Origin of the sequence: Pontibacillus sp. HN14, assembly GCF_021129245.1 — a bacterium.
Lineage (GTDB): Bacteria > Bacillota > Bacilli > Bacillales > BH030062 > Pontibacillus.
The window spans coordinates 267,684-281,174 of record NZ_JAJOLR010000003.1; the positions used below are offsets into that span (position 1 = coordinate 267,684).

At 42.5% G+C, this 13,491-nt stretch carries 13 protein-coding genes; all 13 read right to left on the reverse strand.

Features of this window, described 5'->3' with window-relative positions:
• Window positions 1–77 precede the first annotated feature (77 nt).
• A complete protein-coding gene (locus LQ226_RS12555; protein WP_231418270.1) occupies window positions 78–1,676 on the reverse strand; it encodes an ABC transporter substrate-binding protein in 1,599 nt (532 codons plus the stop codon).
• Window positions 1,677–1,772: 96 nt separating this feature from the next.
• The gene (locus LQ226_RS12560; RefSeq protein ID WP_231418272.1) at window positions 1,773–2,690 is read right to left on the reverse strand and encodes a carbohydrate ABC transporter permease; all 918 of its coding nucleotides are present in this window, start codon (window positions 2,688–2,690) and stop codon (window positions 1,773–1,775) included.
• A 12-nt stretch (window positions 2,691–2,702) separates the two neighbouring features.
• Complete coding sequence (locus LQ226_RS12565) at window positions 2,703–3,668, reverse strand: ABC transporter permease (RefSeq protein WP_231418274.1); 966 nt, start codon at window positions 3,666–3,668, stop codon at window positions 2,703–2,705.
• Window positions 3,669–4,047: 379 nt separating this feature from the next.
• Window positions 4,048–4,281: a hypothetical protein gene (locus tag LQ226_RS12570; protein ID WP_231418277.1), complete on the reverse strand. Its 234-nt coding sequence runs from the start codon at window positions 4,279–4,281 to the stop codon at window positions 4,048–4,050.
• Between the two features lie 107 nt (window positions 4,282–4,388).
• Entirely contained in the window at window positions 4,389–4,718 is a 330-nt protein-coding gene (locus tag LQ226_RS12575) for a four-helix bundle copper-binding protein (protein WP_231418447.1), read from the reverse strand.
• Between the two features lie 138 nt (window positions 4,719–4,856).
• Window positions 4,857–6,356, reverse strand: a complete 1,500-nt coding sequence (locus LQ226_RS12580; protein ID WP_231418279.1) for a multicopper oxidase family protein — start codon at window positions 6,354–6,356, stop codon at window positions 4,857–4,859.
• A gap of 145 nt (window positions 6,357–6,501) precedes the next feature.
• A complete protein-coding gene (locus tag LQ226_RS12585) occupies window positions 6,502–8,514 on the reverse strand; it encodes a heavy metal translocating P-type ATPase (RefSeq protein WP_231418281.1) in 2,013 nt (670 codons plus the stop codon).
• Between the two features lie 33 nt (window positions 8,515–8,547).
• Window positions 8,548–8,775, reverse strand: coding sequence for an SHOCT domain-containing protein (locus LQ226_RS12590; protein WP_231418282.1), 228 nt, complete (start codon window positions 8,773–8,775; stop codon window positions 8,548–8,550).
• An 81-nt stretch (window positions 8,776–8,856) separates the two neighbouring features.
• A complete protein-coding gene (locus LQ226_RS12595; protein WP_231418283.1) occupies window positions 8,857–9,546 on the reverse strand; it encodes a response regulator transcription factor in 690 nt (229 codons plus the stop codon).
• Complete coding sequence (locus LQ226_RS12600; RefSeq protein ID WP_231418284.1) at window positions 9,539–10,927, reverse strand: sensor histidine kinase; 1,389 nt, start codon at window positions 10,925–10,927, stop codon at window positions 9,539–9,541. Before LQ226_RS12600 ends, LQ226_RS12595 begins: the two co-directional genes overlap by 8 nt.
• Window positions 10,928–11,136: 209 nt before the next feature.
• Window positions 11,137–12,075 carry a F510_1955 family glycosylhydrolase gene (locus LQ226_RS12605; RefSeq protein WP_231418285.1) on the reverse strand — a complete coding sequence of 313 codons (939 nt, stop codon included), beginning with the start codon at window positions 12,073–12,075 and terminating at the stop codon, window positions 11,137–11,139.
• Window positions 12,076–12,169: 94 nt separating this feature from the next.
• Complete coding sequence (resA, locus tag LQ226_RS12610; protein ID WP_231418286.1) at window positions 12,170–12,712, reverse strand: thiol-disulfide oxidoreductase ResA; 543 nt, start codon at window positions 12,710–12,712, stop codon at window positions 12,170–12,172.
• 111 nt (window positions 12,713–12,823) lie between these two features.
• The gene (locus LQ226_RS12615; protein ID WP_231418287.1) at window positions 12,824–13,462 is read right to left on the reverse strand and encodes a class D sortase; all 639 of its coding nucleotides are present in this window, start codon (window positions 13,460–13,462) and stop codon (window positions 12,824–12,826) included.
• Window positions 13,463–13,491 lie beyond the last annotated feature (29 nt).

The following is a 13,491-nucleotide window of genomic DNA, read 5'->3' on the forward strand; positions in this document are numbered from 1 at the left end:
CACTTCCTTCATGATAGAGAAAGCCAGAACATGTATAGATCTGTTCCAGCTTTCTCAGGGGATGTGCTATTTATCCATTATTGGTTTTCGTTAAAACGGTCTAGTCCGTCCTGATAAATTTCCATCATACGGTCTAAGCCCATTGCTTTAAGCTGATCCACATATTGATCCCACTCATCATTTACGCCGCCTTTCATTAACCAGGTCGCTTTCTTCTGGTTAACGAATTCTTTAATGTCTACTTCAAGACGGTTCAGTTCATCAAGTTCTTCTGGTGTGAAGAAGATCATTGGGTAATTCTCATCAGCTAAATAAGGAGCATAGATTTCATTTAAGTCTTCAAGACGCTGCTTGGCACGTGGTTCCATTTCAACTGTGTTCTCAAAGTCTTCTTTTAAAATGGCAATTGGTCCGTTCGGTGCAACTTTTTGACGAAGTTCGCCCATAATCACATCATCTGGCTGCTCTTTAAGAACGAGTTGGTCTCCTTTTTCTTCAAAGATCGTACCAATTGGGCCCCAGTTAATCTGAGCAGACATCTTCGTATCATAAAGCTGATCAACCCAGCGCATGGTAAGTGCAGGATTCTTGTTCTCTGACGTAATCGCAAATGCACCACGACTGTAATCAGAGTTGTTCGCACGACCAACAAGGATGTCACCGTTTGGCCCTTCTAGCGGAGGAAGTAATACGTAATCATCACGTAATTCCGGTCCTACCACCTCTGCAGTTTCCCACCAGATGTACGATCCATATCGTTCGCCTTTACCCTTAGCAAAGTATTGAGATACATCTTGTGTGAAGGATTCTTTATCAATTAACCCTTCTTCTACCCAGCCATGGTAGTAATCGATTGCTTCTTTAAATTCAGGCTGTACCGCTGTAAAGAGGACTTCTCCGTCACGAACGATGCGGTGTTCTGTGTTATCTGGGACACCGAATGCTGCAAACATATCTCCAAAGTTCCCAGTCCAGAAGTTATACATGAAGCTAATTGGAAGTTCATCCTGCTCCCCGTTCCCGTTTGGATCTTGTTCTTTAAATGCGACTAACACGTCTTTATACTCTTCAAGCGTCTTAGGCATTTCTAAGCCTAGTTCATCCAACCAAGCTTTATTAATCGAAGTAAAGTTCGGTACAGCTCCAAGTCCTGCTTCTTCAGCTCTTGGAAGAGTATAGATATGACCGTCTGGAGCAGTTACCATGCTCTTTAATTCCGGCCGTCGTTCGAACAGCTTCTGAATGTTTGGAGCATGTTCTTCAATCAGATCTTCAAGCGGGATTAACGTGCCGTTACTACCGTACTTTACAATATCAAGATCCGTTAAATTCGCGCCATAGAAGGCATCTGGAAGATCTCCACTTGCAAGCATCAAGTTCTTCTTCTCTTCATACCCATCCTCTGGGATGTTGTTCCATTCAATATGAACATTTGTCATATCCTCTAACGTTTGAATAATTTCCATTTCATTGTAGTTTGGAGCGAGTGGTGCTTTCGGTGATACAAACTCAAGGGTTACTTGATCATCAACAATCGGTAAACCTTCTTCATTAAACTCAGCCGCATCTTTCTTCTCTTCAGAATCAGCTTCAGACTGACAAGCACTCAATACAAAAAGTGAACAGAGCATCACACTTAATAAAATAAGAGACCAATTTTTCCGCTTTAGAACCATTTCATTTCCCCCTCGATTAAATTGTGGTAAGTAACCCAAGAAATTGACCAGTCGAGCTCCAAGCCTCACCTCCATCAAGCCTTTTAAAACTTTCTATTATCCTTTAATACTTCCAATCATGGCACCTTTCACGAAGTACTTCTGAATGAAAGGATATAAGATTAGAAGTGGAACAGCTGCTACAATAATGACCCCGTACTTAATTAAGTCAGCTATACGCTGTTGAGCTGCAAACGACTCCACGTCCCCAAGCATGCTGGCTGATGCTTCGTTTTGAATTAAAATCGAGCGAAGCACAAGTTGTAAGGGGTATAGTTCTTCATCGTTTAAGTAGATTAGAGCGTCAAAGAAAGAGTTCCAGTGTGTTACAGCATAGAAAAGAACCATAACAGCTACAATCGGCTTCGACAGTGGAAGCACAATTTTGAAGAAGAATTTCGTATTGGAGCATCCATCCATTTGAGCTGATTCTAGTAATTCATCTGGAATAGTAGATTGGAAGAATGTCTTTGCTACAATCAGATTCCACACGGCAACAGCTTTCGGTAGGATCAGTGCCCACATCGTGTTTACAAGACCCAGGTTTTTCACAACGAGGTAAGTCGGAATCAGACCACCTGAGAAGAACATAGTAAACAAGAACATAAACATGAAGAAGTTCCGACCTGCTAAGTCTTTCCGAGACAGCGCATAAGCAGCCATCAAGGTAAGGGCTACATTCACAAAGGTTCCAACCACCGTGTACACAATCGTATTCTTGTACCCTGTCCAGATCCGTCCATCCTGGAAAATTCGTTGATACCCTTCAAAGGTAATCTCCTTCGGCCAGAGCCATACCTCACCGTTATAAACGTAGTCTGGATTACTAATTGAAGCGATGACGACAAAATAGAGTGGATAGAGGACAACTAACATGAGACCGGATAAGAGAAAGAGATTTAAGACATCGAAGATCTTATCTTCTCTCGACTTCCGCGCCCAAAACTTTGTACGATTCATGACGAAATTACTCATCTTCGCCCCTCCTTACCACAGGCCAGAGCCTGATAGTTTTTTAGCCGCACGGTTTACAGCCCATAATAAGATAAAGTTAATCACCGCGTTAAAGAGACCAACAGCAGCAGCAAAGCTATATTGTGCAGACTGCAAACCAACCTTATACACATATGTAGGAATAATTTCTCCTGCTGAGACGTTCAAAGGCGTTTGCATGAGGTAAGCCTTTTCAAAACCGATATTCATTAAGTTCCCAACGGACAATACGAGTAGAATCATAGCCGTTGGCATAATGGCCGGGATATCAACATGCCTGATCCGCTGCATTTTACTCGCGCCATCCATTATGGCTGCTTCGTGAACTTCAGGACTCACACCAGCCAGGGCCGCCAAGTAAATAATTGCTGCCCAACCGGTCTCTTGCCATAACCCTGAAGAAATATAGAGCGGCTTAAACCAGGACGCTTCCGACATAAAGTAGATGGGGTCTCCTCCAAAGATCATGATGAAGTTATTAATGAGTCCGTTTGGAGAGAAGAATACGTACACCATCCCAACAAGAACAACGACTGAGATAAAGTGCGGGGCATAGATGACTGTCTGTACGAACTTCTTATACTTCTGATTTCTTAGCTGGTTTAACAATAGCGCTACAATAATCGGTAGCGGGAAACCAAACAGCAGCTGTAAGAAACTAAGTTCAAGTGTATTTTCTAACAGATTCCAGAATTGAAAGGAGTTAAAGAAACGAATGAAATGTTCAAACCCTACCCAAGGGCTACCCCAGACGCCTTGTGTGGGCATATAATCTTGGAAAGCTATGAGGATGCCATACATCGGAATGTAGTGAAAGATAATAAAGTAGATAATGGTAGGAAGAAGGAATAAATACAATTCATAGTTTTGCCAGATCTTTTTCTTCGAAGAACGCTTTACTTTAGGCTCCGACTTCGTCCTAGTCCTTCGCCAAGGCAACGTCTTAACTTTGGTCTCCATAGATCTCACCTCACCTTTTATAAAATCGTTTACGTAATCGATTACCTAAGGGGTAAAAAAAGATGAACGGCTCTCGTTCATATCATGTGTAGAAGCTTCCAATTCAGCTCATTTAATCGTTTACGTATCCAACTTTTAATAACTTTATTGTAAACGGTTTCAAAAAGGGTGTCAATCAAATCTTGGAAATAAAAATTCTTTTCTTTTTAAGAATACGAGAATGAGAGATTGCATATAGGAGGGGGATGAAAATCTAAAAATCAATTGGCATCAACAACCCGCAAAAGCCATGTTGGAGGGGCGGCTGGCAGACTCTACTGTAAGATTGTTGATGTCAGGCAAAGCTCAAGGTGAGGACCTTTTGCTTTTTCACTACAATTTATTTACCTTTTTGGACATATATAATCTGTTTACGACTCTCTTCTACACTGACAAAATACGGTCTAGCGTCGAAGGGGAAATATTCAATTCGAACAGGTTGAATGTTTAATTTAGAGTAAAGCTGCATATCGTCACGTATATCATTCAAATTGAAATAAATCGGTCTACTCTGTTGATCGTGAACGATCGTCTCGGAGTACCCTTCATCTTTCAAGAACTGAAGTAGTTCCATGGATGAAAACTCCTCTTTTTATGTGACGTGTTCCCACTATAACATTATTATATTAGAAAAACAAATAAAGCACCCACCTAAAAGGTGGGTGCTTTTGGAATTTCTTCTTATGCGATTAATTTCTTACAAGCTTCTGCACAATTGAAACATGCATCTGCACAATCTTGGCAATGCTTATGATCGTGCTTTTTACACTCTTCACCGCAACGCTCACAGATGGTCGCACACGCTTGTGCTAATTCTGCTACGAACGGAGTCCCTCTTGTAATCGCTTGTTCTAAGTACGCACAAATATCTGCACACTCACGATCAAGGCGAACACAGTCTCTCATACTGTTTAAATCTTCTTCTTTCAGGCATGCATCATAACAATGGTTACAAGCCTCCATGCACTCATGCAATGCTTTAATCGCTTCTGGATGGGTCTGGTGTGCCATCATCAATCACTCCTTTAAATTAGTTTACATAGTAGTTATGCCCAGATAATGTGCAGATCTTGTGCAGTTTTTAAATTCAAGGATTAATATTCCAGTTTCAGAGCTTCCGCAGTTTATCATTTACTTATCAGGACAATGTTAAGGTGTATTTTTGGAAGCTTCTCCAAACTTAAATGGAGAGTAGACGCTTTTGTAATCTACAATGGTAATCATTCCACGGTCTGCATGGTTATTGTCATGACAATGGAAGAGCCATTCTCCTTTGTTATCAGCTTTGAAATAGATTTCATAGGTCTCTCCTGGTTTTACATTCAGTAAGTCTTTCACGATTGGCTTTTCTAGCTTTCTTCCGTCTTTAGAGACGACCTGAAACTTATGGCCATGTAAGTGCATGGGGTGATTCAACATTCCTGTATTTTTAAGTTCTACTTTCACCAAGTCCCCTTCTTTTACTTTAATAGGAGGCGTATCGGGGAAGGTGTCCTCGTTGATCTGAAACACCATTCCTTCACCCATGTTCATTCCCATGTTTAGGTTCATCTTATAGGTGACGTCAGGATTCTGTGGAATGTCTTTGAACAACAACTCTTCACTTTCATAACTCGTTCCACTCACAGTCCTTCCCTCATCTCTTGCCAACGAACTAGTTGATGACTCTTGGTTGCCTAGAGGAATGGTCACATCATCGACTTCCTCTGACTGTGATAATAAACGTATGGCATTGCCTTCATTCGTCCACTCCACATCGATTCTTTCACCTGGAGCAATCTCTAATTCAGAGCTCTTCTCCTCACTTTTCACTTTGTCTCCGTCGACTGCGATAACTCGCATTTGATTCGGGAATTGAACATAGTGCGTCTGGTAGCCGGCATTTATAAACCGTAGTCTTGCTTTCTCTCCTTCTTGTATATCTAAAGGCTTTACAGCTTCCCCATTCTTCCCATTGATGGTCACTGTATCATACATCGCTTTTGTGTCAGCTTCACCGTCCCCGGACATTCCACCTGTCATCATACTGCCCATATTGGTGAGGCTTTGCTTATCTTCATACACGGCCCATTCATCTACAATAAACGCCTGATCGATGGCATAGTCTGGCTTCTCTTTCTCCACAATAAAGGCCCCATACAATCCTTTGTCTACTTGCTTTGAGCTATGCTGGTGAGAGTGATACCAGTAGGTGCCCGGATGATCTGCCAGAAACTCGTACGTAAACTCTTCCCCTGGCAGTACCGCATCTTGTGTTACCCCTGGTACGCCGTCCATTTTGTTTGGCAGCAATACACCATGCCAATGGATCGTTACAGGTACATCCAAGTTATTCTTTAAATGAACTTTTACATAGTCCCCTTCCTGCACTCGCAGTTCCTTCCCGGGAACAGATTGATTATACGTCCATGCTTCGACACTAGTGCTTGAATTAATGTTCCATTGTTTCTTTGAAGCTGTTATATCAAATTTCTTAATAGGATGACCTTTTGCATCGTCCCCTTTAAGGTCCGTGATGCTTTCGCCTTTGGCTTCATTAAGGACCGAGGCCGTACTCTCCCCTGATCCATCTTGGAATTGCATGACTCCCCAGATTCCAATCAACAGAACTCCGGCTCCAAGTAAAAGGGAGATCACCATTTTCTTCATATCCTTCATCCTTTCTTAGTTACTTTTATGTACCCCTAGGCGTACTATATCCGAGAAATGTGCAAGAAACGTGCAGATTCTTTGAAGATTAAAAGAACATGATCATATAAAAAGCCAGGGCTTTACACCCTGGCTTTGTTGAGATTTAAGCTTTTAATAATTTAGCGTTTACCGCTACCACAACCGTACTCAGACTCATTAATACCGCTCCTACTGCCGGACTTAAAATAACGCCTATTGGGGCAAGAACGCCGGCCGCTAACGGAATGGCCAGAATATTATACCCAGCCGCCCACCAAAGATTCTGAATCATTTTTCTGTAGGTTTTCTTTGATAGTTCCATTATGGAAAGGACATCTTTCGGATTGCTTTTAACTAGAACAATATCGGCTGATTCCATTGCGACATCTGTTCCTGTGCCAATGGCAACGCCAAGATCCGCCGTAGCTAAGGCTGGGGCATCATTTACCCCGTCTCCTGTCATGGCCACTTTCCATCCTTTTTCTTTGATCTTTTTCACCTGTTCCGCTTTCTGGTCTGGCAGAACTTCTGCGTACACCTCATCTATTCCTAACTGGTTGGCAACCCAGTCTGCCACTTTTTGATTGTCTCCAGTAAGCATTATGGAGTGGACATCCAATTCCTTCAGGGCGTCTATGGCTTCTTTAGCATCCTCTCTTACGATATCCGCTAGTGCAATCATTCCGAACAGCTCTTCATTTACAACGACAAAGACAACTGTTTTCCCTTCTTCAGAAAGGTCAGCAAAAACCTGCTGATCATAGGTATAGCCCCGATCATCCACAAAGCCTGGACTCACTACATTCACTTCATGTCCATCTACAGTGCCCCTCAATCCTTTGCCGGTCAACGATTCAAATTCTTCGATTGACTTTAAAGATACAGAATCCTTCTTTGCCTTTTCTACGATTCCGGCTGCAAGGGGGTGTTCAGAGTTTTGTTCCAAAGAAGCAGCCCATTGTAGCACTTCTTGTTCTTCGTGGCCTTCTACTGGAATAATATCGGTTACTCCAAACTCTCCTTTTGTTAGTGTACCTGTCTTATCAAATACAACCGCATTCAACTGCCTTGCACCTTCAAAGTTGGCACGATTACGAATTAAGAGTCCCTTTTTCGCTGAAATCGACGTTGAAACAGCTACAACTAACGGAGCCGCTAATCCTAACGCATGGGGGCAGGTAATAACCATGACGGTCACCATGCGCTCCATTGCAACATCAAGTGGAAAACCAAGTGCTAACCAAATGATAAATGTAAGTAGTCCGCTTCCAAGCGCTAAGTAAAACAACCATTTCGCGGCTCGGTTGGAAATGTCCTGAGTTTTCGATTTGGAGTCCTGCGCTTCTTTCACTAATTGTATGACTTGGGATAAATACGTGTCATCTCCGGTCTTCTCAACGCTAATCGTCACAGACCCTTCCTGATTCACGGCACCACCAATTGCCTCTTCTCCTTCACCCTTCTCAACAGGTACCGATTCTCCTGTGAGCATGGATTCATCTATGGTTGTCTTCCCATCAATGATCTGCCCATCTACTGGTATTTTCTCACCTGGTTTGACTAGTACATGATCTCCTTCTTGTAGCTTGGAAACTTCTACATCTTCAACATTTCCATCTTGGTCGACCTTGTGAGCCTCATTTGGCATTAGCTTGACTAATTCTTCTAACGCATTGGATGCTCCCATAACAGATTTCATCTCAATCCAATGGCCAAGTAGCATAATGTCGACGAGAGTGGCTAGTTCCCAGAAGAAGTTTCGCCCCTGGAGTCCAAAGACCACTAGTGAGCTATAAAGATAAGCAACCGCTATGGCCAGACCAATAAGTGTCATCATGCCTGGACTCTTTTGCTTTAGCTCGTCTTTGGCCCCTGTAAGAAACGGCCACCCACCATAGAAGAAAACAAATGTAGCTAACAGAAATAATACATATTGATCGTAAGGAAATGTCCAATCAAATCCGATAAAGTCTTGAATCATGGGTGACAAGAGTAAGATGGGGATGGTAGCGACTAAAGAAATATAGAAACGTTTTTTGAAATCTTCAACCATCGCCCCATGATCGTGATGATCATGGCCTTCGTGATCTCCATGATCGTGTTCTTCATGTTCATGTTGGTGATGTTCGTGCTCCATACTTTACCCCTCCACATGTAAGTCATTTTGATCTTAGTGTTCCTCTAGTTTCTTTTTTAAACGATCGTATTCTTCTTCTGAAATTTCTCCTCTAGCTAACCGTTCTTTCAGAGAATCGAGTGAGGAGGATGATTGCTTCGGTTTACTCGAATTGAATCCTTTCATTAAAAGAATTGCGACAGCGATAAAAATGATGCCTATTACAAGCATCCAGGTGAATCCCATTCCACCAAATCCACCCATTCCTTGTCCATTCATCATAAGTGATTCCTCCTTTTTAAAATACTTACCAGGGTATATAAAAGATTGTCGTAGCCCGATCGCTACGTTCTATGCCAGCTATCATGGCACAGCTTTCCCTTTTCCCTTCACCCATTTATACCCAACTCCCCAAACGGTTTGAAAATATTCATCAATGGGGAAACCGGTTTGTCTCACTTTCTCTCTTATATTCCTCACGTGCGAATCAATCGTTCGCCCTTCTGTTTCGGCATTAATGCCCCAAACCATATCAATCAGGTGTTCACGGCTGAATACACGATCTGGTTTCTTCATTAAAAGGCCCATCATGGCAAACTCCTTAGGCGTAACAGGAATGAGGTGTCCTTGGTAACTTAATTGGTATTTCTCCCCGTCCCATATTAATCCATCTACTTCGATTCGATCTTCATTCGTCGTTCTTCTAAGCAGTGCATTTACTCTTGCTAACAACTCATCCTCATCAAAGGGCTTCGTCACATAATCGTCAGCCCCCATATTTAGGCCCTTAACGATATCCGTTTTTTGATCCCTGGCTGTTACCATAATAATTGGAACTTCAGAGATCGCACGAATGTTTTCGCACGTTTTCCACCCATCGTACTTTGGCATCATCACATCTAGTAAGATTAAATCGAACGGCTGATCTTCTACAGCGCGAATCGCCTCCTTACCCGATTGCACCTTTGTACATGTGTATCCGTGAGGAGATAAATAAAGCTCCAGTAACTCAAGCATTCGTTGTTCATCATCGACTAATAATAAATTACTCATAAGTAAGTAGATCCTCCTTCTTCAACACAATGGTGAGCGATGTTCCTTGCCCAAGCTCACTCTTCACAGCTACTTCTCCTTCATGCTTCTCTACTATTTCTTTTACAATGGAAAGCCCAAGTCCAGATCCTCCATATTCTCTCGAGCGCGATTTATCCACCCTGTATAAGCGTTCAAAAATGTAGGGTAATTCCTCCTCAGGGATGCCTTCTCCTTCATCTGTAACAGAAATACCGACTCTCCCATTTTCCACAGAAACACTCATGTCAATATGAGAGTGAGCAGGAGTATGTTTAATCGCGTTGTCGAGTAAATTCAAGAGCACCTGCTGGAAGCGCTCTGCATCCACATTCACCACCACCTTCGCGTCACAACGAACGCGAAGTGAAAGATCATGTTCAGATAAGATCGGCCTCACTTTCTCATGAACTTTAGCCATTAAATCACATAAGGAAACCGGACTCTTCTCAATGGAAAATTCATTTTGGTCCATCTTGGCAAGGTCAAATAAGTTCTTCACAAGCTGAGTGAGATGTTCCGTTTCTTCTTTAATAATACCAAGATAATGATTCTGCTCTTCCTCAGAGAGGCCTTTGCGACTCGCTATGTTCGAATACCCTTTGATATAGGTAAGAGGGGTTCGTAGTTCATGTGAAATACTGGCTAAGAAATCTTTCCGGTCTTGCTTGAGACGGTTCAGTTCGTTGGATAACGTAACAATTGAATGAGCCAACTGACCTAACTCATCGTTTTGCTTGTAATGGAGGTTAACTTGATCCTTCCCCTCAATTAAACCTTCTGTCGCTTTCTTCATTCTGACTAAAGGTCTTGTTATAAAATGGCTTAGGATAAAAATCGCAAGTACTGTAAGAAATAAAGCAATGAACCCAACAAGAAGGAATTGATTTGATAACTGATTGATGACTCGTTGAACAACCATGGTAGGGGAGAACATATACACATACCCTGCCATCTCCCCTTCAAGCGTGATCGGACTGACCGTAGCCACGTATTGACTGCTTCGCCAATGTCCATCTAACACTTTTCCTGAATGGTTCACATCTTGAAGCGACTTATTTAATAGATGCTGAATTTCAGGCTGAAGAGGTTCCGATTGAACAATTACTTCCTTATCCCTGTTCGTGATGACCACAAGGGATTCTGCTTCAGATTCCATCAGGGCTACGTGGTTCAGGGTAGCCTGATCAAAGCGCTTCTCCAATACATCTCTGTGACTGTTTCCTCTTGCCAGCAGGTTTTCAAGCACTTCTTCCTCGCGACTGTTCGCCAAATTCGTATATAGAAATAGAAACAAGATCGCCTCTACTAAAATAATAATGGTGAAAATGAAAACACCTAATTTAAATGATAATTTATTCATTTGCCCGCCTCGCTTGTCTGATCTTTATTCTCAGTACGTATGATGGGTGAGCCCCCACAATTTCATCATATACATTTCAACGTGTCGTTCCAAGAATAAACATTGGTTGGCAGGACACCACTTATGAAGTCGACAGAACCACTGGCCTTAAAGTCATCCTCACCTGACAATAATAAAATAACCACTAAATTTGCAGATTCTATGCAATCTTAATGGTTATCTTCACGTTTTATTCTTTCACTTTTTCCTTGATCGACTATTTTACTCCAGTTCTTTCCTCCATTTTCTGTGTAATAGCCATCATTTTTAAAAGAGAAGATCATCATTCGATTCTCCTCTTCCGGATCGCTTGAAAAATAGGCTACCGCATCTTGCTCAAATTTAGGAATGGCTATTTCCTCAAAGCTTTGATCCTCTATCGCATATCGAATAACATGAGCTTGGCTATCGAACGTACCATAGGTTAGCGTATCCTCTTTAAAATAAACAAACGTTCCATTTGGTTTCTCTGAAAGAGCATCAAACGTTTGACCACCGTCTTCTGAGAGGAAAATTCCTTGTTTCGTAGCAACTGCTATCATTTCTTCATTTGTTGGATGGACTGCTAGATCCTTGATTTCTCCTTTAACCCCACTGCTCTCTACTGCTTCAAAGCTCTTGCCCTCGTCCAGGCTTTTGTGTAACCCTTCCTCTAATGCTTCATTCCCGTGCTCGTTCCATATATAAATCGCATGATTTTCATAGCCTACCCCCATGAGGTGGAAGTCAAATTCTCCTTCAAATGCTACCGCATCTAAATTTTGGCCAAGATCGTTACTTTTTTGAATTCCTATTGGATTCGGTAAAGGTGAATCCTTCCCTGGATGTCCACTCGTATAAAAACCGTTATCCACTGCATTAAATCCCATGTAGTCATTGTTCTCACTTGTTGTGCGCTGGCAGTTTCCATCACTATAGAACTTCAATCCATCGTGAGCTGCTAGTGCTAAATCATCTCCTCCAACAAACCCCACTCCATGTACGTGTTCGACTTTTCCTTCAAAGGGCTCTCTATAAGATGTGCTACTCTCTTCCTCACCTTGTCCACATGCCGCCAAAAGAAACGTCGCGGAGAAGAATACAGCTCCTACTTTTCTAAAAATCATCATCGTCATCCTTCCTTCCTTAAACCTTCCTTCACTATAAAAGAATTTTGTGGAGAATTTGTGCAGAAACGGTGGCGTTCCCGTGTCCATTTTCACCTTATTCTCGATAAGATTCTGGTTGAATTTGCTTCATGTACCCTCTTATATCTTCTTCTGTTAGACCGGCTGTAATACGATCCACCACCACACCATCTTCGTTAATCAAAAAGGTGACCGGAATCGGCCCCACTCCATACGCGTTCATAACCTCTTCATTTGAGTCCATGGGGATCGGAAAGGAAAGGTTATATTTCGTTACAAACCGATTCACCGTCACGCGGGGCTCTGCAACATCAACCGCGATCACCTGGACCCCTTCATCCTTAAAAGATTGATACTGTGATTCCATATAAGGCATTTCTTCTTTGCAAGGTGGGCAATAGGTAGCCCAAAAATTTAAGAACACCCCCTGCCCCCGGTAGTCACTTAGCTGAACCGTTTCTCCATCTAATGTTTCAAGCGTAAAGTCTGGAGCTTGGTCTCCTTCTGTGATCAACTTAGAACGACCATCCGAGAAGCTTTGCACAACCGCATAGCTAATAGCAGCTGCAAATAAGAGCAAAAGGGTTGTTCGGAATACCAATCTTTTTCTTTTTTTCACATTCCCACTCCTTTTCGTTACATAATCTTGTCCCTTTATATCAAATAGGTGTGGAGAAATGATGCAGAATGCCAAAACCACAAAAAAACGCTATAGATAGGTCTATAGCGTCTACATTGGGTAAGCATAAATCACATACCGATCTGGTGCGTTCCCAAGAAACGAGAACGGATAGCACGTCGACAACACAAGTTCCTCACGGTCCGAAGTTCGGATTACAGTCGTATCATCTGCAGCCACTATCTTTGAGCGCGTAAAGGTATAGGTATAACTCCCTTGACGAGTCCTTACGATAAACTGATCCCCTTCCTTCAGTTCACCCATTCTTGTAAACACTGTATCTCGGTGACCTGACAGAAGGATCTGTCCGCCTTCCCCCGGTAAGAGGGTGGTCGCATAATGCCCTACCCCTTTCCGGAGCTGATCGGCACTTGTTCCTTCAACAATAGGAAGTTCCGCTTGTAGTCTTGGAATTTCGAGTATACCGATTACTTCTCCTTGTGGATGCTCCTCAGTTTTTATGTTTGGTTTCTCTTCTTCCTCTTGATGAGGACTGTTACCCTTTCCTTCTGGTTCTTCCTCCCCTTCTTCCTTTTGCAGAGCTTGGGAGTGATCAGACGCTTTTGCTAAAGGAGCTGACGGGAGGAGGTCTTTCCCTGCTTGAACTCCTTGTTCCCGAATTAGGGCTTTCGCTTCTTCAAGAGAATCGCTAATACTTCGCTCATGGTGAACCATTTGAGCTATCGCCATCACAATCATGACTAAACCTGCTACTGCTA